Source organism: Blautia argi (genome assembly GCF_003287895.1).
GTDB classification, from domain to species: Bacteria; Bacillota; Clostridia; order Lachnospirales; family Lachnospiraceae; genus Blautia; species Blautia argi.
Genome location: NZ_CP030280.1, coordinates 1,907,144 through 1,933,032 on the forward strand (window position 1 = coordinate 1,907,144; position 25,889 = coordinate 1,933,032).

At 44.1% G+C, this 25,889-nt stretch carries 25 protein-coding genes and 1 pseudogene; 1 reads left to right on the plus strand and 25 read right to left on the minus strand.

Annotated features, from left to right (window positions below; all coding sequences use genetic code 11):
- Window positions 1–17: 17 nt before the first annotated feature.
- The 25 genes and pseudogenes from DQQ01_RS09315 to DQQ01_RS09435 all read right to left on the minus strand — a co-directional run bounded on the left by DQQ01_RS09315 (window position 18) and on the right by DQQ01_RS09435 (window position 23,794).
- Window positions 18–1,202 carry an MFS transporter gene (locus DQQ01_RS09315; RefSeq protein WP_111919804.1) on the minus strand — a complete coding sequence of 395 codons (1,185 nt, stop codon included), beginning with the start codon at window positions 1,200–1,202 and terminating at the stop codon, window positions 18–20.
- A gap of 317 nt (window positions 1,203–1,519) precedes the next feature.
- A complete protein-coding gene (locus DQQ01_RS09325; protein ID WP_111919806.1) occupies window positions 1,520–2,533 on the minus strand; it encodes an aldo/keto reductase in 1,014 nt (337 codons plus the stop codon).
- Window positions 2,534–2,563: 30 nt separating this feature from the next.
- On the minus strand, window positions 2,564–2,863 hold the full coding sequence (locus DQQ01_RS09330) for a Dabb family protein (protein ID WP_111919807.1): 300 nt from the start codon (window positions 2,861–2,863) through the stop codon (window positions 2,564–2,566).
- 79 nt (window positions 2,864–2,942) lie between these two features.
- Complete coding sequence (locus DQQ01_RS09335; protein ID WP_111919808.1) at window positions 2,943–4,004, minus strand: FUSC family protein; 1,062 nt, start codon at window positions 4,002–4,004, stop codon at window positions 2,943–2,945.
- Window positions 4,005–4,077: 73 nt separating this feature from the next.
- On the minus strand, window positions 4,078–4,722 hold the full coding sequence (locus DQQ01_RS09340; protein ID WP_111919809.1) for a peptidylprolyl isomerase: 645 nt from the start codon (window positions 4,720–4,722) through the stop codon (window positions 4,078–4,080).
- Between the two features lie 3 nt (window positions 4,723–4,725).
- Window positions 4,726–5,811, minus strand: a complete 1,086-nt coding sequence (rsmH, locus tag DQQ01_RS09345) for a 16S rRNA (cytosine(1402)-N(4))-methyltransferase RsmH (RefSeq protein WP_111919810.1) — start codon at window positions 5,809–5,811, stop codon at window positions 4,726–4,728.
- Between the two features lie 36 nt (window positions 5,812–5,847).
- Window positions 5,848–6,267: a DUF2871 domain-containing protein gene (locus DQQ01_RS09350; protein ID WP_111919811.1), complete on the minus strand. Its 420-nt coding sequence runs from the start codon at window positions 6,265–6,267 to the stop codon at window positions 5,848–5,850.
- A 25-nt stretch (window positions 6,268–6,292) separates the two neighbouring features.
- Window positions 6,293–7,312 carry a sugar kinase gene (locus DQQ01_RS09355; RefSeq protein ID WP_111919812.1) on the minus strand — a complete coding sequence of 340 codons (1,020 nt, stop codon included), beginning with the start codon at window positions 7,310–7,312 and terminating at the stop codon, window positions 6,293–6,295.
- A gap of 142 nt (window positions 7,313–7,454) precedes the next feature.
- Window positions 7,455–7,955 carry a pyridoxamine 5'-phosphate oxidase family protein gene (locus tag DQQ01_RS09360; protein ID WP_111919813.1) on the minus strand — a complete coding sequence of 167 codons (501 nt, stop codon included), beginning with the start codon at window positions 7,953–7,955 and terminating at the stop codon, window positions 7,455–7,457.
- A 33-nt stretch (window positions 7,956–7,988) separates the two neighbouring features.
- A complete protein-coding gene (rlmH, locus tag DQQ01_RS09365) occupies window positions 7,989–8,468 on the minus strand; it encodes a 23S rRNA (pseudouridine(1915)-N(3))-methyltransferase RlmH (protein ID WP_111919814.1) in 480 nt (159 codons plus the stop codon).
- A 13-nt stretch (window positions 8,469–8,481) separates the two neighbouring features.
- Window positions 8,482–9,027 carry a DsrE family protein gene (locus tag DQQ01_RS09370; RefSeq protein WP_111919815.1) on the minus strand — a complete coding sequence of 182 codons (546 nt, stop codon included), beginning with the start codon at window positions 9,025–9,027 and terminating at the stop codon, window positions 8,482–8,484.
- Window positions 9,028–9,056: 29 nt separating this feature from the next.
- Window positions 9,057–9,344, minus strand: coding sequence for a DNA alkylation repair protein (locus DQQ01_RS16550; protein ID WP_242980290.1), 288 nt, complete (start codon window positions 9,342–9,344; stop codon window positions 9,057–9,059).
- A gap of 65 nt (window positions 9,345–9,409) precedes the next feature.
- Window positions 9,410–9,772, minus strand: coding sequence for a DNA alkylation repair protein (locus DQQ01_RS16555; protein WP_242980292.1), 363 nt, complete (start codon window positions 9,770–9,772; stop codon window positions 9,410–9,412).
- Between the two features lie 106 nt (window positions 9,773–9,878).
- A pseudogene (gene gltA / locus DQQ01_RS18145) lies at window positions 9,879–11,274 on the minus strand (NADPH-dependent glutamate synthase).
- The gene (locus DQQ01_RS09385; protein WP_242980293.1) at window positions 11,274–12,161 is read right to left on the minus strand and encodes a sulfide/dihydroorotate dehydrogenase-like FAD/NAD-binding protein; all 888 of its coding nucleotides are present in this window, start codon (window positions 12,159–12,161) and stop codon (window positions 11,274–11,276) included. The pseudogene gltA and the gene DQQ01_RS09385 overlap by 1 nt, the downstream one beginning before the upstream one ends.
- 194 nt (window positions 12,162–12,355) lie before the next feature.
- Complete coding sequence (locus tag DQQ01_RS09390) at window positions 12,356–13,483, minus strand: FN3 associated domain-containing protein (protein ID WP_111919816.1); 1,128 nt, start codon at window positions 13,481–13,483, stop codon at window positions 12,356–12,358.
- A gap of 19 nt (window positions 13,484–13,502) precedes the next feature.
- Complete coding sequence (locus DQQ01_RS09395; protein ID WP_111919817.1) at window positions 13,503–16,091, minus strand: FtsK/SpoIIIE family DNA translocase; 2,589 nt, start codon at window positions 16,089–16,091, stop codon at window positions 13,503–13,505.
- Window positions 16,092–16,110: 19 nt separating this feature from the next.
- Window positions 16,111–16,983 (minus strand): undecaprenyl-diphosphate phosphatase, encoded by an 873-nt coding sequence (locus DQQ01_RS09400; RefSeq protein WP_111919818.1) that lies wholly within the window; start codon window positions 16,981–16,983, stop codon window positions 16,111–16,113.
- Between the two features lie 58 nt (window positions 16,984–17,041).
- Window positions 17,042–17,740 (minus strand): ClpP family protease, encoded by a 699-nt coding sequence (locus DQQ01_RS09405; RefSeq protein WP_111919819.1) that lies wholly within the window; start codon window positions 17,738–17,740, stop codon window positions 17,042–17,044.
- A gap of 53 nt (window positions 17,741–17,793) precedes the next feature.
- A complete protein-coding gene (locus tag DQQ01_RS09410) occupies window positions 17,794–18,522 on the minus strand; it encodes a YebC/PmpR family DNA-binding transcriptional regulator (RefSeq protein WP_111919820.1) in 729 nt (242 codons plus the stop codon).
- On the minus strand, window positions 18,492–19,958 hold the full coding sequence (locus DQQ01_RS09415) for a hemolysin family protein (protein ID WP_242980294.1): 1,467 nt from the start codon (window positions 19,956–19,958) through the stop codon (window positions 18,492–18,494). The genes DQQ01_RS09410 and DQQ01_RS09415 overlap by 31 nt, the downstream gene beginning before the upstream one ends.
- Window positions 19,959–20,006: 48 nt before the next feature.
- On the minus strand, window positions 20,007–20,396 hold the full coding sequence (locus tag DQQ01_RS09420; protein ID WP_302695312.1) for a type II toxin-antitoxin system PemK/MazF family toxin: 390 nt from the start codon (window positions 20,394–20,396) through the stop codon (window positions 20,007–20,009).
- A 41-nt stretch (window positions 20,397–20,437) separates the two neighbouring features.
- Window positions 20,438–21,586, minus strand: a complete 1,149-nt coding sequence (alr, locus tag DQQ01_RS09425) for an alanine racemase (RefSeq protein WP_111919821.1) — start codon at window positions 21,584–21,586, stop codon at window positions 20,438–20,440.
- 18 nt (window positions 21,587–21,604) lie between these two features.
- Window positions 21,605–23,083, minus strand: a complete 1,479-nt coding sequence (locus tag DQQ01_RS09430; RefSeq protein ID WP_111920882.1) for an NAD(P)H-hydrate dehydratase — start codon at window positions 23,081–23,083, stop codon at window positions 21,605–21,607.
- 63 nt (window positions 23,084–23,146) lie between these two features.
- On the minus strand, window positions 23,147–23,794 hold the full coding sequence (locus DQQ01_RS09435; protein WP_111919822.1) for a redox-sensing transcriptional repressor Rex: 648 nt from the start codon (window positions 23,792–23,794) through the stop codon (window positions 23,147–23,149).
- Between the two features lie 166 nt (window positions 23,795–23,960).
- Here DQQ01_RS09435 and abc-f point away from each other — a divergent pair, with 166 nt between their 5' ends.
- Window positions 23,961–25,871 carry a ribosomal protection-like ABC-F family protein gene (gene abc-f, locus DQQ01_RS09440; protein WP_111919823.1) on the plus strand — a complete coding sequence of 637 codons (1,911 nt, stop codon included), beginning with the start codon at window positions 23,961–23,963 and terminating at the stop codon, window positions 25,869–25,871.
- The last annotated feature ends 18 nt before the right edge of the window (window positions 25,872–25,889 follow it).

Genomic DNA, 25,889 nt, shown 5'->3' on the forward strand with positions numbered 1-25,889 from the left:
TCCTGTATTTTCTTTCTCTATATTCTGAATTTTAATGCCTGCTTCCCTTTTTCTCCCCGGAAATACAAAAGCAAACCGATTACGCAGCAAATACTTCCAAATGCCATAGCAAGCGGCAGAGAAAAATCAGCGATTCTTCCGAAAAGCAAATCCACACCTGCTGCTGTTCCGTCCATAAATACGGCATACACACTCAGCATGGTTGCCCGATATCCCGGCAAAGCCATACGATTCTGAAGTTCTGTCTGCAGGGGACTTAAAAGGCTGAAACTTATCTGAATCAACAGCACTGCCAGAACAGAAATCCACAGACTTTTTGTTCCTGCCAGTACCAGACAGCAGATACCCGGAATCAAAAAGCCGCAAATCAGCATGGACTTTTCCCCTATTTTCCCGGTAATCCAGGAAGAAAGCCCTCCGGCCATTTCACCTGCTGTTAAAAGAAGAAACAACAGGGCAATCTGCCGACCGGATGCACCACAGGCCTGAAACTGCGGCTGGTTTAATACCACAGTGGTCATCTGATGCACCTCTGAAACAAGTGCCATACCCAAAAGAAAATATAAATTCTCCTTCTCTCGGAACACTTTGGGCAAAAGACTCAAAAAATCTCTCACACCGCTTTTTTGTTTTCTTTCCTCTTCCCGTTCTTTTACTTCCGTAATCCCCAGGGACAAAAGGGCTGCCGCTCCATAGCACAAAGCTGTCAGAAAACCTGCTCTCCTGTAATTGTCCCCTATACATAGAGAATACATTCCCGATGCCAGAAAAAGCCCGACCACAGATAAAGTACTGTTAATGCCAAAAATCTTCTGGGTATCCCTCCCTTTTGCGGAAAGGTATAAAAGGCTGGTTTCTACACCTGAAAGTCCTGCCAGCACAGCGGCAAGCAAAATTCGCTCAAACAGGAAAGCTCCGAAGCTGTCTGCTCTCCAAAATACCAGCTTGGACAGAAAAAACAGGACGGAACAAAGAACAAAGGTTTTCTTATAGCCAATTTTATCTGCCACAATTCCCCAGGGGATTTCCAACAAAATTGTCAGTATCATGGAAATGCTTTCTATCAGGGTAATCTGAAAAAGAGAAATTCCCGCTGCCTGACGGTATAGGGTAGAAACGGAGCCATAAAAAACCATACCCTGCAGCAGAGTTATGACATACATCAAAAAAATATTCCGATTTAATCTATTCTTTAAAAACATAAAAAATCCTCCATAGAAGACTGCAACAGAAAGCACCGGCACTTCCTTCTTACCTGCAGGAAACGCCTGTGATTCTGCAAAACAGTCTTCATCTTTAAATCATACAAAATTTCAAACTCTTGTACGGTGTCATTCTGCAAAATGTGCATGACACCACCCACCGGTACAGCAAAATACGTTTTTGCCATACCGGAAAGGGTAGAAAATCACCCCTATGCTTCCTATGGTGATTTCCTGTTCTTTAAAATTTTGTGTGATTTAAATCGGAAGATTTTTTGTGTTCATATAAATTTACTCCTTAATCCTTTTTACAAAGCTTATAAAAAGGTTTTATAATCCTCATAGTTCTTTGCCAGAAGCGCTGGAGTATCCAGACCATAAGGACATTTTTTCTTACATTTATTGCAATGCATGCAGCCGTCTATTTTCTGCATCTTTGCCTGCCACTCAGGGGACAGCCATGCCTCCTGGGGCGCTCTTCTTAACATCAGGCTCATACGGGCGCAGTTGTTAATTTCAATGCCTGCAGGACAGGGCATACAATAGCCGCAGCCCCTGCAGAAATCTCCGGAAAGCTCTTTTCTATCCCCGTCTATCTCTGCCTGCAGTTCTTTTGCCAGCACAGGCGGACAGACCTCATAGGAAAGGAATTCGTCCAGTTCTTTTTCCTTTTGAATGCCCCAGATAGGCGCCACATGGGCGTACTGAGGCTGTGCCATAAAAGCAAAGGCTGCGGCAGAATTGTGAATCAGTCCGCCAGAAAGACCTTTCATGGCAATAAAGCCCATGTCTGCCTCTTTGCAGAGCTCTACCACACGAATATCTGCCTCTGCGGCAAGATAGGAAAAGGGAAACTGCATGGTTTCATATAACCCGGAAGCAATGGCTTCCTCTGCCACAGCCAGACGGTGATTGGTAATACCGATATGGCGAATCTTCCCCTGCTCCTTTGCCTTTAAGGCTGCATCGTAAAGCCCGGTTTCATCTCCCGGCTTTGGACAAAAGGCAGGATTGTGAAACTGATAAATATCAATGTAATCTGTCTGAAGCTTCAAAAGGCTTTCGTCTAAATCCTTCCAGAACTCCTCTGCCGTCTGCGCTGCGGTTTTCGTGCTGATAATCAGCTTGTCCCTTGTATAGGAAAAGGCGGCGCCCAGCTTTTCCTCACTGTCCGAATAAGCTCTGGCAGTATCAAAATAATTGATTCCGTGATAAAACGCCTTCTGAAGAAGATATACGGCTTCCTTTTTACTGATTCTCTGAATAGGAAGAGCGCCAAAGCCGTTTTTGCTCACTTCCAGTTCTGTCTTTCCAAGTCTTACTTTCTGCATCTTGTTTCTCCTATATGTAACAGCAAGGGCTTATTCATAGTCCAGGCAGGCACGCTCCATAACATAGGGGCGGACATAAGTATCCGCAACCTTTACATGCTCCGGGTGCACCCCGTAAGCTGCCACGTCCTCTGCTTTTTCCAGGGTCGTCACCAGCGCTATATCATGGGTGCTGGAAGAAAGAGGCTGTTCTACAAATTCTACGGTCAAAAGTCCCGGAACCTTTCCCACCAGTCCCTTTAAATGCTCTGCCATAGCCTGCTTTAACTGAGGCTTTTCTTCTTCTTTGATTTCCGGTTTAAACTTCCACATAACAATATGATGTACCATATTCTTTCTCTCCCTTTTATCAAGATTTTCACTGTTCTTTTATTTTAATATAAGAGATTTCTCGTTGTCAATGTAATTCTTAAGAATCCAAAAGCGTCCTTTTTGCCGTCATTTTATCCAGAGAACCGTGAAATATTTTATCAAATACAAGACCGTAAACCGCTCCTGCCACATTGTTGAAAATTCGGAAAAATACAGCTCCCGGAACACCTAAAAAGCTGACTGCAATGGCCATGGCGCCAAGGGAATTAAACACAGCCTGCCAGCCGTAGGTTGCGGAAAGTCCCACGCCAATACCGCCAATAACCCCAATATACGGATAAAAGCTTTCCGGCAGCATGGGGTATACAATCAAAAATACCAGTCCGCCTAACAGATTCCCCGGAATTCTTCCTTTTACACGTTTCTTCATATCCTTACGAAACGGCAGCAGCACGGACATCACTGCAATGCCCACCCACATGCTTCTGGGAAGTCCTAAAAGACCTGCCAGAAAAATGGCGGTAGACACGCCGAAGGTAATGGATAACTGCCAGCGGGTACGCATGGAAGCCAAATCAAACTCCCGGAACAAATCTCTAAATCCACGTTTGTAGGTCTGCTTTTTGTGGTTCCGGTAAAATACAATCCCGGTGACAAAAGCTCCAAAAGCAAGACCTGCCAGACGCAGGGCATAAGCCTTCCCGGTTACATCATATCCATATAAAAGCAGATATCCCAGCACCAGAGTGGAATGGTTTGCCATAATTACATTATGACAACCTAATACCATAAGAATAAAAATACATGCCAGATTGACAAGCAATTCTGTAAACACATTTCCCATATTTGCCAGTCTGGGACCAAATGCCAGAATCGCAAATACCACCATAAGGGCGCTTAACCCGTGAGGTGTGGAAATCCCAAAATCGGCAAAACGAAATACCATAACACACAGCAGGATTACAACCCCGGTAACGCTGTTTTCATCTCCGAAAACCGTGCTGTATCCAATAACAAAGGCCATGCAGAACACCATGGTAATAAAAATTTTGAACAAATAAATAGCAATGTGACGGGCTTTTTCTTTTGGATTCCGGCAGCTTTTAATAAGCGCCTTCGACCCCTCCTGATTTAACTGTAATTCCTGATAAATTGTCATGTTTTGCAACACTGCTCCTTTCTGTGGTCTTTCAGTTATCGGGGAGGCATTATACCATTTGAAAAAACATTTGTCAATTCTCCATAATCTTTATGCTCTCAATCACCGGCTGGTTTTCAGGAAGCACAGTTCCATTCTGGTCGATGGCAGGCACGGTTTCACAAATCTTATCTACCACGTCCATACCCTCTGTCACATAGCCAAAGGCTGCATACTGTCCGTCCAGATAGGTACTGTCCTCATGTACAATAAAAAACTGAGAACTGGCGCTGTCATAATCCTGAGAACGCGCCATAGAAATCGCTCCTCTGGTGTGAGAAAGCGGATTGTCCACCCCGTTTTCTGCAAATTCACCCTTGATGGTTTCGTCAGAACCACCGGTTCCGTTGCCCTCGGGGTCACCGCCCTGCATCATAAATCCATTCATAATTCTGTGGAAAGTCAGACCATCATAAAAGCCCTCTTTTGTCAGCTTTAAAAAATTCTCTACCGTAAGCGGCGCAGCCTCTGCATCTAGGGAAATCTTAATGGTTCCGTAATCCTTTATCGTAATTTCTACCTTTGTCCCTTCTGTGTCCTCTTTTTCTGTATCCTTATCCTGGATAGGTTCTCTCTGTTCTTCTTTTTTGTTCTCTGTCGTGTCTTCTTTTGTACCGCAGCCTGCAAAAAGGGCTGCGGCCAGAAATACTGCAAGTAAAAGTTTCACTGTTTTTTTCATGTTTTATTCTCCTGTCTGTCTTTCCTTTTCCGTGTTATCTTCTCCTCGAATAGCCCAGCGCATTTTTGTTGAGCGGGCGCGGCTGTTCCGATTGCATTCCTCTTTTGAAGGACGAATCACCTCTTTTGCAATGTCTTCATACACGCCTTCGCGATAAAAATTCCGGAAGGATTTTTTTACCATACGGTCTTCCCCTGAATGGAAGGTGAGAATTGCCACTCTTCCATGGGGCTTTAAAATCTGAGGCAGCTTCTCTAAAAAGGCTTCCAGTACCTCAAATTCACTGTTTACATCTATTCGTAATGCCTGAAACGTTCTGGCACAGGATTTTTTCACTGCTTCCTTTTTTTCTGCCTCTGGAAGCCGGACAAGGGCTTTTTCAATGACTGACTTCAGCTTTGTGGTTGTATCAATGGCATTTCCCTTTCTCCTTTCCGAGAGAATTGCCATAGAAATTTCTCTGGCATAAGGCTCATCGGAATTTTCTATGAGCATGCCCTCCAGTTCCGGCTGGGAAATTTCCTGTAAACGTTCTGCCGCAGAAATCCCTTTTTCCGGATTCAGACGCAAGTCCAGAGGACCATCGTACTTATAGGTAAACCCTCTTTCCGGATTGTCAATCTGCATGGAAGACACACCTAAATCCGCCAGTACGAAATCAAATTTTCCGGTTTCCTCTGCCAACAGGTCAATATCTGCAAAATTCATTTGCCTGATGGTGAGTATATCCTCTCCATAGCCCTGTTTTTCCAGACGTTCCTTCGTCTTTTTCATCTCAATGGGGTCTACGTCCAGCGCATAGAGATGTCCTTCCTGTTTCAGGCACTCCAGCATTTTGGCGCTGTGTCCCCCATATCCCAGGGTTGCGTCCAGTCCCTGCTGTCCGGGCTGTATCTGCAAAAAGTCCAAAATTTCCTGTACGCAGATAGAAATATGCATACCCGCCGGGGTACTTCCCTTGCGGATTACCTTTTCTATGGTATCCGCGTACTTTTCCGGCTGCAGTTCTTTGTATTTTTCTTTAAAGGTACGGGGGTGCGTTCCCTTGTAGCGCACTCTGCGCTGATGTTTTGGCTTCTGATTTTCCATAGTCTTCTCCATTTCCTGATTTCTTTCCCTTATTTTCTACTCCTCTGTTGCTACTCCCTGCTTCAGAGCTGAGAAGAAAAACAGCAGGGCCAGAAGCAATAAAATATGAGAAATACCAGCAAAGCCTGAAAGCATTCCATTCATACCACGGCTTAACTCTATTCCCTTTACCTGTACAATTCCTCTCGTCAGCATGGTGACTGCCAAAAGCGGAAGTCCCACATTGTATATTACAAAAAATCTGCCAAAGGCCTTATTCCCTGTCAGCTTCAAATTTTTATAAAGCATTGCTGCCAGTAAAAAGAACAGCATACCAAGCGCCATCAGATGCACATGCATGTCTGCCAGCACGGTATTTCCCTCAAAACCTGAAAACTTTGTAAACTCCCGGTAGAACACCCCTGCTGCCATAGCAGCTAAAAAATAAAGAAATGAACATTTTATAAATTTTTTCATAAGTATTTTCCTTTCGTCCTGTATGTTATCTCTGCAGATTCGTATCCGAGGATTTCATAACACGCAAAATATCTTCCTCGGTCACAATATTAAAATCATACTGTATCATCAGTTTCATCACGCTGGCAGTAATGGCAAAATCAATGGTTTTCTGTGGGTCAAAATCCCGTAAAAGCCCATGCAGCAGCCCTCCTGCAAAAGCATCTCCCGCGCCCACTGCCTCCAGACTATGTACTGTATGAATAGGGCTTTCGTAAAATTCTCCATCCTTTAAATAAATGCCCAGCCAGTCACCGTCCTCTACGGTATGCATATTTCGCAGCACACTGGCAACGGATTTGCAGTTTGGATACTGCCTTAAAATTTCCTCCATACCCTGCTTATAGGTATCTATCTGACAAATTCCGGTACTCATATTCCCGTCAAAGGCATGAATCCCCAGGGTTGCCTCAAAGTCCTCGTCATTGGCAATGCACAGATCCACATACCGCATACATTCTTTCATCACTGCCTGCGCTTTTTGACTGCTCCACATTTTTGCCCGGTAGTTCAAATCACAGACTACAAAAATCCCATGATTTCTGCAGTATTCCAAGGCTTCCAAAACAGCCTTCTGAATCTCGGGACTGACTGCTGGTGTAACCCCGGAGAAATAAAAAATATCCCCGGCTTCCAGGTATTTCTCCCAGTGAAATTCTGTTGCCGTCGCCATGGAAAAAGCGCTGTATTCCCGGTCATAAACCACATTTGTAGGGCGAATATTGCTGCCTTTTTCAAAATAATAGATGCCCAGACGAGAGCCTCCTTTTAAAATATAAGAAGTGTCCACACCATAGTGGCGCACCTCGTTTAATGCGGCTCTGCCTACCGGGTTATCCGGAACCCTGGTAACAAATGCCACCGGGTCTTCCAGCATGGCGAGGGATACCGCTACATTTGCCTCTGCGCCTCCGTAACTTGCTTCAAAATCCCGCGCCTGCAAAATCCGCAGATGCTCCGGAGTTTTCAGGCGCAGCATAATTTCTCCAAAAGTAACTACCTTCATGTTTTTCTTCCTCCATTCAAAAGATGACGTTCTTATATATTCTAACACAGCTACTGAAAAATATGAAAGGAAGATTGTCTAATATCAGCTATGAAAATGAAATCCTTACCATTTCCATACCGTTTTTTCTTCTATAAAATTACTATATTTCCTTTCTCCTCTTCCCCGAAAAATCTTTCAATTCGATACAATACACATACACTTTTTCCAACATCTGAGGCAAAAATTCTAGCTCTGCCTTTGGTACCATATGATTCATCAAAAGCTTTAAACCGTAGATTTGTTCTGCTTCTTCCGTCACCAGACGTATCACACCATTTCCCATAATACTGGAATAAGCAAAGGAATAATCACAGGTATAAACTCCCCGAAGAACCCCCTGTGCACAGTCCATTTCCACGGCCACATTGGGATTTTGGGCAAAGGCTTCTGCTTTTCTTCCCTCTTTTGCACTGTGTATATACAATTTCAAATGTATCTCTTCTTGAGAATCTTTATAAAATTCATATCCAAAATTCACAGGGACAATAAAAAGCCCCTCCTCATCAACAGCACCAATCCGGACTACCTGACAGGCTTCCAGAATTTCCTTTAAATCCTCATACTCGGTTACTGCTCTTTTCTGCAAACGCATTGCCCTCATATGGATAAACCTCCTTTCTTTTTCCAAGCGCTGTTATTTATGGTACGGCGCCCCTTCTATAATCCGATATCCTCTGTATATCTGCTCTAAAAGGATTACTCTCATAAGCTGGTGGGGAAAAGTCATTTTAGAAAAACTCAGGGCATAGTCCGACCGCTTCCGCACCTCTTCCCCAAGTCCGATAGAACCGCCGATAATAAAGGTCAGATGGCTTTTCCCCTGTACTCCCAGCTTTTCTATTTTTTCTGCAAATTCTACAGAATCCAACATTTTCCCTCCGATTTCCAGGGTCAGAACATAGGAGTCCTCTTTGACATACCGTAAAATCCGTTCTCCCTCTTTTTGCCGAATCTGGCGTTCCACATTTTCACTGGCAGCGTCCGGGGTCTTCTCATCAGCTACCTCCAGAATTTCCAGCTTACAGTATTTGCTTAAACGCTTGCTGTACTCTGCGATAGCGTCTTTTAAATATTTTTCCTTCAGCTTCCCCACAGTAATAATCGTAATTTTCATATCCGGTATCCTCTCACATTTTTATATAGGCAAAGCCCTGATTCTGCTTTTCTATCAGCTCTGCAATTCCGGATTCCACCATTCGTATGCCCAAAATAATTTCTTCTTCTGAAATGTGCAGGGATTCTGCCGCCTTTTTACACGCTGCAAACTTTACGCCCTCTTTTTGTAATTGACAGAGAAGTTCTTGATTGGAAGAAGACGCCTGAAAACCGGAAACAGCTTCTCCCTCTGCCAGAATCTCCAGTTCCACCGGATTTTTTTCTCCTCTTTCATACTGCAGAAATCCTGCAGCAGACTGCAGAGCCTTTTCTATGCCTCTCTCACTGTCTGCATGAAACAGAACGTTTATCTTTTTCCCCGTATCCGAGGGACTTTCTTCCTGCAAAATTTCATATTCCACCTCGTCCAGGGACAGGGGAATCCCGGAAGCGCTTTTTACATTTACCCCTCCGTACCAGGTGCTTTCTACCGTAAAAATATCCCCTTCTTTGTAATCCATGGACCAGTCGTTCATTTTATTGACAATTCTGATTTTATCGTTTACCTTTGCCTTCATATTTTATCTTCCTTTGCTCTCTTATTCTTTTATCTGCGTTTTAGTGTATCTAAGCGTTCCTTATCTTCCTTTGGCACCCGACAGGATTCCCGGATTTTCTGAATTGCCTTATTGTGCGTAAAATCCTCCAGGCAATTCTCCCAAAAAAGACGTTCTGTCTTTTCGGGAAACTTGATATAGCAAATAGAAACAGCCCATGCCACTGCCATTTTTACATAATAGCCTTTATGCGAAATCTGAGGCAAAAGCTCCAGAATTCTGTCAAGAAAGTTTTCGTTAATAAAAAAATCCAGCATACAGACCACGGCAAAACGCACTTCATACTCTTCCTGTGAAAAGATATAATCTTGAAGAAATGCAAACCATTTCTCCTGCTGCTTTTTCATAAATTTATATAGGTAGCACAACAGCAGTCGCAAATCGCCCAGTTGTTGATAAAAGGAACAAACTTCCTCAATTCTTCCTGTTGCTCCATCTCATTCAATCCGGCGTATCCTATCATCATACCACGTATCATCAGTTCTTCATAAACCGACAAATCTGCCTGTTTTACATAGCCATTGTAGTCCGTTTTTGCCGCTTTTTTCGCAATCTCCCGCATATCCGGCACACGAACTCCCAGCATGGAAGAAAGCCCCGGAACCAGAGATTGATGAAATTCCCTGTATTTTTTATCTACACGGCTTTGCAGCTCTTCTCTTATCCAAAGGATAAGTTCTGTTGCTCTGTCTGTTTTGTCTTCCATATTTTCCCCTATGAACCTTCCTGTAAAGCCAAAAGGGGACACCGCTTTAAGTTTCCCTATGAACTTAAGGCGATGCCCTCTCTATGTAACTTATCTGTTTCTCTGCTTATTTTGCTTTATTTTTAATAAATTCATCAATTCCCTTTGCAGCAGCTTTTCCGGCACCCATAGCCAGAATAACGGTTGCTGCGCCTGTTACAGCGTCACCGCCTGCATATACGCCTTCCTTGGAAGTCTGTCCGCTTTCCTCGTCTGCAATGATACATTTTCTTCTGTTTACGTCCAAACCAATGGTAGTAGAAGAAATCAACGGGTTTGGAGAAGTTCCCAGAGACATGATAACCGTATCTGCTTCCATTTCAAACTCAGAACCTTCTACTACAACCGGACGTCTTCTGCCGGAAGCATCTGGCTCGCCTAATTCCATGCGTACACATTTGATGCCTTTTACCCAGCCATTTTCATCTGCAAGGATTTCCACAGGATTTGTGAGAAGGTCAAAGATAATGCCCTCTTCTTTTGCGTGATGTACTTCTTCCTTTCTTGCAGGAAGCTCTTCCTCACTTCTTCTGTATACTACATGCACTTCTGCACCCAGGCGAAGAGCTGTTCTTGCAGCATCCATAGCTACGTTACCGCCACCAACTACAACTACTTTTTTGCCTGTTACAATCGGAGTGTCGTAATCTTCGCGGAAAGCTTTCATCAGGTTGCTTCTTGTCAGGTATTCGTTTGCAGAGAATACACCGTTTGATACTTCTCCGGGAATACCCATGAACATTGGAAGACCTGCACCAGAACCGATAAATACGGCTTCAAAACCTTCATTTTCCATCAATTCATCTACGGTTGTGGATTTACCGATAATTACGTTTGTTTCAATCTTAACGCCAAGAGATTTTACGTTTTCCACTTCTTCCCTTAACAACCTTGTCTTTTGGAAGACGGAATTCCGGAATTCCGTATACCAGTACGCCGCCCGGCTGATGAAGCGCTTCAAAAATGGTCACATCGTAGCCCATTTTTGCCAGATCTCCAGCACAGGTAAGTCCGGAAGGACCGGAACCGATTACCGCTACCTTGTGTCCGTTTTTCTCAGCCGGAGCTTCCGGTTTGATACCGTTTTCTTTCGCCCAGTCTGCTACAAAACGTTCCAGTTTACCAATGGAAACAGCTTCGCCCTTGATACCACGGATACAAACGCCTTCACACTGGGATTCCTGTGGACAGACACGTCCGCAGACAGCCGGCAGTGCACTGGACTGACCGATAATTTTATATGCTTCTGCAAAATTTCCTTCTTTTACTTCGTGAATGAAGGCCGGAATGTTAATGGATACCGGACACCCCTTCACGCATTTTGCATTTTTGCAGTTTAAGCAGCGAGCTGCTTCTTTCATAGCTTCTTCTTTGTTATATCCCAGACAAACCTCTTCAAAGTTTGTTGCTCTTACCTTTGGATCCTGCTCTCTTACAGGAACTTTTTCTAATACACTGCCCATTATTCGTCACCTCCACAGTTTCCACAGCCTCCGTGATGAGTATCTCCTTCACGTTCTTTTAACAAGGCTCTTCCTTCTTCTGTCTTGTACATCTGCTGTCTTTTCATAGCCAGATCCCAGTCAATTAAGTGACCATCAAATTCTGGTCCGTCTACACATGCGAATTTTACTTCTCCACCTACGATAACACGGCATGCACCGCACATTCCGGTACCGTCTACCATAATCGGATTCATGGATACAATCGTCGGAATTTCGTACTTCTTTGTGGTCAGGCAGCAAAATTCATCATAATCATAGGTCCGATAGCAACACAGCGTGTATATTTCTTCCCTTCTGCTACCAGGTCGTCGATAACCTTTGTAACCATACCGCTGCGTCCGTAAGAACCATCGTCTGTGGTAATATATAAATTGCCTGCTACAGCTTCCATTTCTTTTTCCAGAATAATCAAATCTTTTGTCTTTTGCACCCACGATAACATCAGCTTCAATCCCATGTTCATGAAGCCATTTTACCTGAGGATAAACAGGCGCAGTTCCAACACCGCCTGCTACAAACAGGATTTTTTCTTTCTTTAACTCTTCTATATCTTCATGGACAAATTCAGATGGACAGCCTAAAGGACCTACAAAATCCTCGAAAGCATCTCCGGCCTGTAATTTGGTGAATTTTTCTGTTGAGGCGCCAATCGGCTGGAATACAATGGTAACTGTGCCTGCCTCTCTGTCATAATCACAGATGGTCAGGGGAATTCTCTCTCCCGCGTCATCTAATTTTACAATGATAAACTGACCCGGCTCGCAGTGTTTTGCGACCATTGGTGCTTCGACTTCCATGAGATATACAATCTCATTAAGCTTTTCTGCTTTTAGAATCTTATACATAATGTCCTCCTCATATTTCATTCAAAATACCGGCTTCGTGACTTTGCATATCCTCTCAAGTGCATCTTTTGTCGATATATTGTTATGATTACTATCCTTCAGTATAAGACAATCGGACTGAAAATTCAATCCGATTTCTTAATACCATGCCGAATTTGTGCAGATTGCCGTATTCTTTGTGTATTTTTAAGATATTATCCATAAAATACATAGATAGCGCTGCTAATCTGACTTACCTTGCCCCTGGAATCTACGGCAATCGCCGAAAAAGTATGCTCTCCTTCCGGCATGGTTATAGGACCTATATATTTTTCACTCTCTATGGTAGGCTCTGCATCAAAGGCATAATAAATATCACAGTCGTCCTCTGCTGTCACAATAATTTCCGCTGCATATTCATATTTGTCTGAGGGCGGTGCAATCTGAGGCTTCTGGGGTGCCTGAAAGGTCAACTGATAAGCCTCTTCCCCGATTTCACTCGGAATCCCCTTTTCATTGCAGGCAAAATACTTCAGCTTATAGGTTCCCTCTTCGTCTAAAAGAATGGCATCTTCATATTCCTGGCTGGTGCTGTCAGGAGTGCTACCGTCCAGTGTATAGTACACCCTTGTTCCCAGAGGTATGTCAAAGCGCAGTTCCAGCTCTTCACTATAGCTGCCGCCTGCCTTTGAAACGGAAGGAAGCTCGCAGACATAGGTTTGATATTTCGCCTTCATACTGTCTGAAGCACCGTTCATCAATTCTCTGATTTTTTCATACTCTTCGTTTTTTTCATACAGGCGGAGCAATTCTCCGTAAGCATTAGTACTGTCCGGGTGGCTCTCTGTAACGGAGAGAAGAATAGAAAGCGCTGCCTCCTCATTTCCCTCCTTCAGATAAATTTTTGCCTCCAGAATATTTGCCTCAGCGCTTTCCGGATTTAAAGCCAGGGCTCTCTCCACATATTTCAGTGCTTCACTGTAGACTTTATTGCTGAACTTTGTTTCTGCCTGCGCCATCTGAAAATCAAAGGAGTGAAGCTGAGTCTGATACACAAAAAACAGCCCGGCTCCTACTGCGATCACGGCTGTCGCCGTAGTCCCTGCCAGAATCATTCTCTTTTTTTTCTTTTTTTTACGTTCCTGTTCTGCTTTCTTCTGAAGACGCTCCCGCTCTTTTTGCGCTTCCATTTCCTTTTTCTTCTTTTCCTGCTCCTGCAGCTCCTTCTGGCGTATCAGGGTTTCCAGTGTATTGTATTCCGGAACCCATTGAATTTCCTTTCCGCATTTCGGACAAAACAGATTTCCTTCTTCATACTCTGCTCCACAGTTTCTACACTTCATGTATTCCTATCCTCATTTTCTATAAATATTCCTCAATAAACCGGTCAAATTCTTCCATGGACATCAGAACCTTTCTTGGCTTTGTTCCTTCCTCTTCGCCTACAACCCCAGCCTCACACAACTGATCCATAATTCTGGCTGCACGATTAAAGCCAATTTTAAACATTCTTTGCAACATACCAATGGACGCCTTTTCCTTCTCAATAATAAATTTTCCAGCGTCCTTAAAATATGCGTCCCGTTCATTAGCGCTGTCGCTTCCTGCTGCAGATGCAGTCGCTTCCTTCACTGCCTCGATTTTCTCTTGAATTTCCTGACTATAGGCGGCACATGGATTCTTGCTGGCAAGAAATTCAACCACTGCACCAACTTCCTGGTCGCTGACAAAAGCCCCCTGTACTCTGGCAGGCTTTTGATACCCTTGGGGATAAAAAAGCATATCTCCCTTTCCCAGAAGCTTCTCTGCTCCGTTCATATCCAGAATCGTTCTGGAATCTACACCAGAGGACACGGAAAAGGCAATTCTGGATGGCATATTTGCTTTAATAAGCCCTGTAATAACATTGACCGAAGGCCTCTGAGTCGCAATAATCAAATGAATACCTGCAGCTCTTGCAAGCTGTGCCAGACGGCAGATAGAATCCTCCACCTCTCCAGGAGCGACCATCATTAAATCTGCAAGTTCGTCTACAATAATCACAATCTGAGGCAGCTTTGCAGGCTTTTTATCCTCTTCTATATCTGTAAGGGCATCAATTTTTGCATTATACCCTTTGATATCCCGCACATTATACTGAGCAAATTTATTATAACGCTCTGTCATTTCCGCCACTGCCCAGTTCAACGCCCCTGCTGCCTTTTTCGGGTCTGTGACAACCGGAATAAACAAATGGGGAATACCGTTGTATACACTGAGCTCTACTACTTTTGGATCAATCATAATCAGCTTGACCTCTTCCGGGGAAGCCTTATAAAGAATACTCATGATCAGGGTGTTAATACATACTGACTTACCGGAGCCTGTAGCGCCCGCAATCAAAAGGTGAGGCATTTTCCCAATATCTGCAATCACCGGCTTCCCGGCAATATCCTTTCCTGCTGCAAAGGCAAGTCTGGACTCGCTGTTTTTAAAGGCTTCTGACTGAATCAACTCACGTAGCATTACAGTGCTGTTGTTGGCATTTGGCACCTCAATTCCTACGGCTGCTTTTCCCGGAATCGGTGCTTCAATACGAATATCTGTGGCAGCCAGATTCAGCTTGATGTCATCAGTCAGACTGACAATTTTGCTCACCTTTACTCCCTGCTCCGGCTGCAGCTCATATCTGGTAACTGTAGGGCCGCAGCTCACATTGGTTACCGTCACGTTTACACCAAAGTTATGCAGCGTTTCCTGCAGCTTTCTTGCTGTTTCCCGAAGATGGGCATCAGAATCTCCGCTGCTCTTTGTTCCCTTTTTCAAAAGGGAAACAGGAGGAAAAACGTACTCTTTTTTCTCCTGCACTTCTTTTGCCGCAATCTCGCTTTTCACTGCGTCCACACCTTGTTGGATTTCTTCTTTTGAGGAACGAGGATTTCTGCTGTGGCTGCTCTCCTGTTGAACTTTTTTACTCTTTTTTTCATTCTGAGTTTCCGCAGATACCGCTGCTTCTGATTCCTTTTCTGTTTCTTCCCCCAGAGCCTCTATTTCATCTATATCCTGCACCAGATGTTCCCCTCTGTGAATAGGGAATGCCTTTTCCGGTACAAAAGGATCCTCTATAGACTCTTCCTGTGCAGCCTCCTCCTTTGGAGGCTCTGCAGTAAAGAAGGAAGCCACTCTTCTTCCCTGTTTTCTATCAGCCTTCTGCTCTTCTATCTGTGCTTTCTCATTCCCGTCCTCCTGCTTTAAGCTTCGCTCCCGGCGGCGGGAATGACGCTCCTCCATAAGCGCTGCCTCCTCGGCCTCTTCTCTTCGGACTCTGGCTACCTCCAGTCTGTGCGCCCGGCTCTTTGCTGCTGAATGGTAAATCCACCTGCTGCATTTGCGAAGCATATCAAACATAGACTTCTGAGTAATTAGCACCAGGGAAATCATAATAGCTGTAATAGAAATGGCATATGCCCCCACAGTACCAAAAGCCCTGATACAGAGTCTACACAAAAGACCGCCTAACAGGCCGCCCCCTGTCTTGTATTCTGCTGAAACCTGATAATAGGTAAAAACAGTTTCCTCATACATAGCTCCCTCGGTTAAAAGCTGCATAAACATACACATGGCAATAAACAGCAACAAAAAGCCAGCCATTTTCCGATAAGCTCGGGGGTTTCTGCTGTTTGAAATCACAAATGCCACTCCAAGAAACAAAAAAACAGGAAGAGGATAGCAGACCAATCCCACCAAACCGAAAAAGAAGCTGCTGATAGCATTTCCCACTGCACCGCCTATGCCAAAATTACTTACCAGCAGCACAATGGACACAGCCAGCACAATCCACAGAGTAATTTCCGCTTCCACAGAACTGCCCGTATGTTCTGCCGCTGCCTTTTTTGCTTTTGTCTGCACATTCTTTTTTCTGCCTGTAGAAGATCTTCTGCTCCCTGTATTTCCCTTTTTCGCTGCCGCCATATTTTTATTCTCCCCTTATTTATAATACAAAATTACAGATTGCTGCTACAGTGCCAATCAAAAAGCAATACACAGCAAAGAAAATAAACTTTCTGCGTTTTAACATTCTGAGCATAATCTGAATACTGAAATAGCCCACAAACCCAGCCACTGCTGCACCTACTATGTAAACACCAAAGGTTTCCAAAGAAAGCTTTAAGCCCGAAACCTGGATAAGCTCCCAGACAGCCGCCCCTAAAATAGAGGGAACTGCTGCCAGAAACGCATACTTCATTGCAAATTTTTTATTAAAGCCGCACATCAGACAGACTGCAAGGGTAATTCCCAGACGGGAAATTCCCGGAAAAACTGCAATCCCCTGAAAAACCCCGATAAGAAGCGCCGTTTTGTAGCTGACATCTTTTGGAATCTTCTTCCCTGCAGGAAAAAAATCAATAATCAGCAAAAATACGCCTGTAATAAACAATCCTATAGCAGGCGCCAGAAGATTACTCTCTGCCTGCAAAACCAGATTGCTTAGAAATACCCCTTCCAGGGCAGTGGGAATTGTGGACACCAAAAGCAGAAGCAAAAGTCTTCTGTAGTTATTGGAAACCAGTTTTCTGTAACGAATGGCCTCCTGTTCATGCCGGTTTTTAAAATAGACACGGATATTCTCCCAAAAGTCATATACCAGCTTACAGCCTTCCAGCAGTAATTTTTTTAAATCCCGGCGAAAGGCAGCAAATACTGCCACAAGGGTTCCCACATGCAAAAGTACAGAAAATAACAGTCCTGTTTCTTTGATTTGCAGCAGATTCTTCAGTATCGCCAGATGACCTGAGCTGCTCACAGGAAGAAACTCTGTCAGTCCCTGTACCAGCCCAAGCAGCAATGCATCTATTATTGACATGATTTTAACCTCTTTATTCGTCTTTCGTAAGTTATCTTTTTATCAAATGTTTATTTTATCATAAATTTTGCCTGTTTTCAATCATTTCATAAAGCTTCTCAAGAGCTTCTTTAATCCCTCCGGTTTCATCAATCAGTCCTTCCTGCACTGCCTCTTCTCCTTCCAGCATGGTTCCCACATCTTTTACAAGCTGAGAGGTATCCAGCATCAATTCTTCAATTCGCTCCTGCTTCATACGGGAATGAGAAGCAATAAATCCGGTAATACGGTCCTGGATTTTCTCCATATTCCGATAGCTCTGCATAACCCCGATAAACATACCATTGCTGCGTACCGGGTGAATAACCATAGTTGCACTTGGTACAATAAAGGAATAGTCCGCAGAAACCGCCATGGGTACTCCAATAGAATGGCCTTCCCCCAGAACCAGGGATACCGTAGGTTTGCTCAAGGAAGCTATCATCTCCGCAATGGCAAGTCCAGCCTCCACATCGCCGCCCACGGTGTTTAAGAGAATCAAAAGCCCGTCTGTTTCTTTGCTGTCCTCAATCATGGCAAGTTTTGGCAGAACATGCTCATATTTCGTAGTTTTGCTGCTGTTTGGAAGGCACTCATGCCCTTCCACTTCTCCGATAATTGATAAAAGCTGAATGTGATACTGCTTCTGATTTTCCTCCAGCATCACCTCACCCAGCTCCTCAATCTCCTCGTTTTGCCTTTCCCTGGCTTCCAACTTTTCTTTTTTCTCCTCAGACATAAAAATACCTCCAGTTTTCTTTTCTGGAGGTATTATGTGTATCCTGTTTTATTTTATTCTTCCCAATTGTGCCATACATCAGTCACATCATCATCATCGTCCAGTAAATCCAGTGTCTTTTGCAGATTTTTAATATCCTGTTCGTCAGACAAGGTCACATAATTCTGAGGAATCATGGCAATCTGGGCTTCCATCATAGGAATTCCTTCTTTTTCAAGAGCTTCTCTTACTGCACTGAATTCGTCCGGGTCAGTCAAAACTTCAAAGCTGTCTTCCTCTTCTGCAAAATCCTCTGCACCTGCATCCAAAGCAATCATCATCAAATCGTCTGCTTCCATTTCGCATTCTTCCTTGTCAATGATAATCTGTCCTTTTTTATCAAACATAAAGGATACAGAACCCGGTGTTCCAATGTTTCCGCTTCCCTTTGTAAAAGCGCTTCTTACATTCCCGGCTGTACGGTTTTTATTGTCTGTCAGTGTCTGTACAATGATTGCTACACCGCTTGGACCATAGCCCTCGTATGTAAGCACCTCAAAGTTATCTGCATTGGCATCTCCGGCAGCCTTTTTGATTCCTCTTTCAATGGTATCGTTTGGCATGTTATTTGCTTTTGCCTTTGCAATGACATCTCTTAATTTGCTGTTGTTCGCAGGATCCGGGCCGCCTTCTTTTACAGCAACCACGATTTCTCTTCCGATAACCGTAAAGATTTTACCCTTTTTTGCATCATTTTTTTCTTTCTTATGTTTTATGTTTGCGAATTTTGAATGTCCTGACATTTCTCTTCTCCTTTTTCTCTTTCAGGCAGCTTTTCCACCCGAACTTTTTGTATTGTATTATTTTCTACCCCGAGGATAGTAAATAAATATCCGTTTGTTCTGATTTCCTTGTCCTCTGCCATATTGGGAACATGCCCCAGCAGAGAAGTCAGATATCCGTTTAAGGTATCAAATTCTTCTTCGTCAAAATCAGACTCCAGCACCTCGTCCACCTGCTCCAAAGGTGTACGTCCCTCCATAATCAGGGAATCGTCTGTCTGCACTTGAATAAAATGCTCTTCCTCATCATACTCGTCCAAAATATTTCCCACAATTTCCTCCAGAATATCCTCCATAGTGACAATTCCGGAAGTCTGTCCGTATTCATCCACAACCACAACCATATGCATTTTTCTCGCCTGCATACGTTTGAACAAATCATTAATATTTCTGGTTTCGGGAATATAAACAGCTTCCCGCACCAGATTGGGAATACTGCTGATGGGCTGATTTTCATAATGTCCCAGAGTCACCTGCTTCATAGCGTCCTTTAAATGCAAAATTCCCACAATGTTGTCAATGTCTTCCCTGTAAACCGGGTAGCGGGAATTGCTGTTTTCCAACATATACAAAAGCGCGTCCTTTAACAGCATGGTTTCCTCAATGGCATTGATGTTTTTCCGGTGGGTCATAATGTCCTGAGCCTCAGTTTCCGAAAATTCCATGATATTCTGAATCATTTCTGCTTCGCTTTCCTCAATAACCCCCTGTTCATGGGCATCATCAACCATGGAAATAATCTCCTCCTCTGTTACATCGTCCTCCTGCTTATGAGGATCCACGCCAAAGATTCTCACCACCAGATTCGACAGTTTCATAATCAGAAAGGTCACAGGGGTAAACAGCGTCACCAGAAATTTTACCATTCCGGCTGTCCGGTACACCCATACGTCCGGCTTACTGTTAAACACCTTTTTGGCAGAAATTACACCAAAAGACAGCAAGATAATCAAAGAGAAGACCACGACCAGAATCAGCGCCGCATCTGCAAAAATCCAATCCGGCACTCCTTCTCCCAGAAATGCTTTCATTCCCTTTAACCCGCGATAAACATAGGGCGTAATGGAACGAATCGCCGTATAACCAGTAAGAATGCTCAAAAGTGTGGCAGTTGTCAGAATCGTGTTGACAATAGGGCTTGGATTCTCCATAATTTTTAAAATCCACTGCGCCTTTTTATCTCCCTCTTCTCTGGTACGCTTCTCCAATTCACTTTCGCTGATTTTCTGTACGGCCGCGCCAAAGCCGTACATTATTCCGTTTACTATAATAAATAAAACAAAAACTGTAAGAGCCCATATAGGGCTGCTCCCGTCGTCCATAGACTTCTTTAATTCCTTCCTTCTTCTTCCGTTTTTTACGGTACTTCTGCTACCGTACCATGAATAAAATACCATTTTCCGTTTAGTTCGTCAAGATTTCCGCACATAAAACCTGTTGTCCGACTATGTAGGAAGTTCCAGGCTGATACAGAGGGCATGATTGACCTTCTGTAAAATTTCCGCATCCAGGTGGCACACCTTATCCTTTAACCGTCTTTTATCAATAGTCCGAAGCTGTTCCAGTAAAATAACAGAATCCTTGACAATTGCATAAGAGGCTGCATCAATTTCAATATGTGTGGGCAATTTTGCCTTGTTCATTCTCGACGTAATGGCTGCACAGATAACCGTAGGGCTGTGCTTGTTTCCAATATCATTTTGTATAATCAGAACCGGTCTGATTCCCCCCTGCTCACTGCCTACCACAGGCCGCAGGTCTGCATAATAAATATCTCCTCGTTTGATAATCACACACTTCACACTCCGATTTGTTTTCTCATATCTGCTTATCATTCTTCCCAGTTTCTGTGTGTGTATTCATGTATTATCCAAACTTATTCCCGTACTTGTCCGTGTTTGTAATAAACCCTTGGAACCCGCTTGCTGATACAGCAGGCAAACTCATAGTTAAATCTGCCGGAAAGCTCTCCCAGCTCCTCCATGGTAATACAGTCCTCCCCGTCTTTTCCGAGAAGTGTCACCTCGTCAAGCTCTCTCGCTTCGGGAATTCCTGTCACATCTACCATAAACTGATCCATACAGACCCTGCCTAAAATCGCAGCTCTTTTTCCATGAATAAGTACGCTTCCTTTGTTGGAAAGCCCTCTGGCATACCCATCTGCATATCCCACGGGAATGGTGGCAACTCTAGTTGATCTGGTAGTGGTAAAGGTACCGCCATAGCTGATTTCTACACCTGGCTCCACGGTTTTTATATAGGCAATGTGGCTTTTCAGCTCCATCACTGCTTTTAAGGGAACCGGTTCTTTTTCCATCTCCTCAGAGGGATACATGCCGTAAAGAATTACCCCTGCCCGCACAGCGTCCATGTTGGCCTCAGGCATACGGATAATCCCTGCGCTGTTGGAGCAATGCTTAATGGGAAAAGTCACCCCTGCCGCCTCGAGTCCTTTGAGAAACGCAGTAAACCGTTCAAACTGGCGACTTGCAGGATCCAGCTCTGTTTCGTCTGCTCTTGCAAAATGGGTGAAGATTCCCTCTGCCTCAAGTCCCGGCAAACGACAAATCTCCAGAATCTCGGGAATGTCTGTTTCCGGATTCCGATACCCGATTCTGGTCATTCCCGTATCAATTTTTATATGTATTTTCAGAGTCTTTCCTGCCCTTTTTGCTGCCTCAGACAGCTTTTTTGCCATAGAAATTTTAAAAACTGTAGGGCGAAAATCCTCCCGCACAATCCTGTCATAATCCTCTTCATAGGTATATCCCAAAATCAAGATAGGCTTCTGAATCCCTGCGTTTCTAAGTTCCATGCCCTCTTCCACAGTGGCAACCGCAATCCCCCAGATGTAGGGATAGGCTTCAATTTCTTTTGCCAGAGGCACTGCACCATGTCCGTAGCCATCTGCCTTTAAGACCGCGATGATCTGCGTGTCTTTTTTCAGGTTTTTCCTCATGCTGTTCAGATTATATGCAATGGCGTCCAAATCAATATTCGCCTGGATTCTTTTTTGTGTCCTCATGCTTTTCCTTCTTTCTTGTTAAAGTTCCTTTAGAATTTCTCCTGCCGCATCAATCAGATCTCCTGCCAGCATGGCTGCTCTCCCTTTTTTGGAGGCTGCCAGATCCCCGGCCCTTGCGTGAAGATAAACGCCTGTGCAGGCTGCCTGAAAAGGCAAAAGTCCCTGAGCCAAAAGACCCAGAATCAGTCCGGTAAGTACATCGCCGCTTCCTGCTGTCGCCATACCGTCGTTTCCGCAAAGATTGATGCAGGTTTTGCCCTCTTTGCTGCTTATCAGGGTTCTGGCATCCTTGCATACCAGTATGACCCCCAGCTCTTCTGCTGTTTTTTCTGTTATCTCTATGGGATTTTCCTTCCACCGGGCTATGGAAATACCGGTAAGCGCTGCAAATTCTCCCAGATGCGGGGTAAGGATTACCGGCCCCTTGCAGGCTCTTAGCAGTGCTTCCTTCCCCTTTAAAAGCCGCAGCCCGTCTGCATCAATGACAAGGGGCTTTTTTACAAGCTTTAAAAGCAGTTCCAGCAGCCTTTCGGACAGATGCGAGATTCCAATCCCCGGCCCAATGCCTATGACATCTGCCCAGTCCAAATTTTCTCTCACCAGTTCCTCAAGGGCGGTTTCCTCGTCGTAGACAGCCAGCATGGCTTCTGGAAAGCAGGCAAACATTTCCCGGTTTTCTTTCGGTGTGGCAATCTTCAGCATACCTGCACCACTTCGCAAAACAGCCTGTCCGCTCAAATATGCCGCTCCGAAGATTTCCCTGCTTCCTGCTACCAGAAAAACCTTTCCAAAGCTGCCCTTATTCCCGTCCGGCTTTCTTACAAGCGTCTTCAGTTCTTCCCTGGTACAGGCAAAAAGTCCGCTTCCAAAGGAGGGGGGCATTAAAATCCCCACATCTGCACTTATAAGCTTTCCTGCATAAGCTGCACCGGGATACAGACAAAGCCCTGCCTTTTTGTACCCAAAGGTAACGGTAAGATCTGCCCTTACGGCACAACCCAAAACTGCCCCTGTCCCAGCATGGATACCGGAAGGAATATCCACTGCTACAATTTTCCCCTGAAAATGTTCCAGACTTTCTATGGTTTCTCTGTAAGTTCCTTTTATCTCTCTGGAAAGTCCCACGCCAAACAGGGCGTCTACGATAGTAGTATATTCATGGACACAGAAAGTCTTGACAAAGGAAATCCCATAATTTCTGCCAATTTCTATCTGTTTTTCCATTTCTTTTGTAAAATGTTCCGGCTTTCCCAAAATACAGACATCTGTCTGATATCCCCCCAGGGTCAGAAGCCTGGCTATGACCACGCCGTCTGCTCCATTATTTCCGCTGCCACATAAAACCAGCACTTTAGAAAGTGGCAGCCCTTCTTTTTGCATGCTCCAAAAGACCTGCAGACCAGCCCGTTCCATCAGCACCAGGGACGGCATTTGCATCTGCTCTATGGTATAAACGTCCAACGCCTTCATCTGCTCTCCGGTTACAATCTGTTCCATTTTTTCACCGCCTTTTCCGGGAAAGCGAAAAGGGAGCTGCCGCAACAGCCCCTTCCCGCATGTTTATTTCTTCTCATGTTCGTTTTCATAGCAATTCAAATTATAGGACAAACGCATCAGGCTCTCGGAAAGATGTACATTTTCCACAATCACATCCTTCGGCACGTCCAAATCCAGATGCGCAAAATTCCAAATAGCACGAATGCCGTTCTTTACCAACAGATCTGCTGTTTCTGCCGCATTATTTTTCGGCAGGGTCAAGGTGGCAATTTCCACGTCCTGCTCCTTTAAAAACTGAGGAAGCTCGTCCATCATACGAATCTCGTTTCCTCTGATAGAAATCCCCTTCAGCACTGGATTCACATCAAAAATTCCTACAATCTTGAAGCCTCTTTTTTCAAACTTCACATAATTGGCAAGTGCCTGTCCCAGATTACCTGCACCTACAATAATCATGTGATGTGTTTTATCAAGTCCTAAAATTTTCCCGATTTCCTCATACAGATACGGAACATTATAACCATATCCCTGCTGCCCGAAGCCGCCAAAATTATTCAAATCCTGACGAATCTGAGATGCAGTTACCCGCATCTTTTCACTTAGCTCATTGGAGGATATTCGCTCTACGCCTTCTTCTATAAGTTCACCTAAATATCTGTAATATCGGGGTAGCCTTTTGATCACTGCCTTTGAAATGCACTTTTCCTCCATGACGACCCTCCTGTATTTAAAATACACATTTCTACGTTTCATTATAATGGATTGTTAAATTAAAGTCAATTAATTTTCTTTTTCTGTGTTGTCAAATAAGAATTTTCCGCTATAATAAATAGGACAGCTTTTCAGGCTGTACGGAGTTTTAAAGGAGATTAGAACCATGATACTTGCATGTCAAAATATAGAAAAGTCCTTTGACGGCGTCACCCTGCTTTCTGACGCCAGCTTTCACATTGAAGAAAGAGAAAAGGCAGCTTTGGTAGGCATTAACGGTGCAGGAAAATCTACACTTTTTAAAATCATTGCAGGCGAACTTGCGGCAGATGGCGGTCAGGTAATTTTAGCGAAAGGAAAAACCATGGGCTATCTGGCGCAGCATCAGGAAATGGACGGGGATTTATCCATCTACGATTCTCTTTTGAAGGTTAAGCAGCACATTCTTGATATGGAAGTGCGTATGCGCCAGTTAGAAAAAGAGATGAAGCATGCCACAGAAGTAGAACTGAATAAAATTATGGAAACCTATTCCAGACTGACCCACGAATTTGAGCTGGAAAATGGCTATGCCTATAAAAGTGAGCTGACCGGGGTATTAAAAGGTCTTGGTTTTGCAGAAGGAGATTTCGACAAAATGCTTTCCACCCTTTCCGGAGGACAGAAAACCCGCGTGGCGCTGGGACGTCTGCTTCTGTCAAAGCCGGACATCATTCTTTTGGACGAGCCTACCAACCACCTGGATATGGATTCCATTGCCTGGCTGGAAACCTATCTTTTAAACTATCCGGGAGCTGTATTTATTGTATCCCATGACCGGTATTTTCTGGATAAGGTTGCCACAAAAATCGTGGAAATTGACAACACAAAAGTAACCTCCTTTACAGGAAACTATAGCGCCTATAGCGAAAAGAAAGCTATGCTCCGCCGGGCTGCCTACCAGGCATATATAAACCAGCAACAGGAAATCAAACATCAGGAAGAAGTCATTGCAAAACTAAAATCCTTTAACAGGGAAAAATCCATACGCAGGGCAGAAAGCCGGGAAAAAATGCTGGAAAAAATAGAGGTGCTGGAAAAGCCCGCAGAAGTGGACGATTCCATGCGTATCACTTTAAAGCCACGAATCATAAGCGGCAACGATGTGCTGGAGGTAGAACATCTCAGCAAATCCTTCCCTTCTCTTCCTTTGTTTGAAGATTTGAACTTTCAGATAAAGCGTGGAGAACGGGTTGCCATTATCGGAAACAACGGTACCGGAAAAACTACGATCTTAAAAATTTTAAATCAGGTAATTCCGGCTGACAGTGGCAGCTTCCGACTGGGAAGCAAGGTACATATCGGTTATTATGACCAGGAACACCATGTGTTACACATGGAAAAAACGATTTTTGAAGAAATCTCCGATGCTTATCCCAAACTTACCAATACGGAAATCCGCAACCTGCTGGCAGCCTTTCTCTTTACCGGAGATGATGTGTTTAAACCTATTTCTGCATTGAGCGGTGGAGAACGAGGACGTGTTTCCCTGGCAAAACTTATGCTGTCCCAGGCGAATTTCCTGATTCTTGATGAGCCTACCAACCACCTGGATATCACTTCCAAGGAAATCCTGGAGGAGGCCTTAAATAACTACGAGGGAACCGTGCTTTATGTGTCCCATGATCGTTATTTTATCAATAAAACAGCCACCAGAATTCTGGATCTGACCAATCACAAGCTGGTAAACTATATTGGAAATTATGACTATTATCTGGAAAAAAAAGAAGAACTGACGAATGTCTATGCACCAGAGGAAAAGTCAGAAGCTCCGGCAGAAACCGTATCTGCCAATAAACTGGACTGGAAACAGCAAAAAGAAGAACAGGCACGCCTTCGGAAACGGGAAAATGAATTAAAGAAAACGGAAAAAGCTATTGAAAAGCTGGAGCAGCGGGACAGCGAAATTGACGAGGAAATGACAAAACCGGAAATTGCTACCAACGTGGCAGAATGTGTCCGGCTTTCAAAGGAGAAAGCGGAAATTGCTGAAAAACTGGAAACTCTTTACGAAAAATGGGAAGAGCTGGCCGAATAGGTCGCTCTTCCCTTTTGT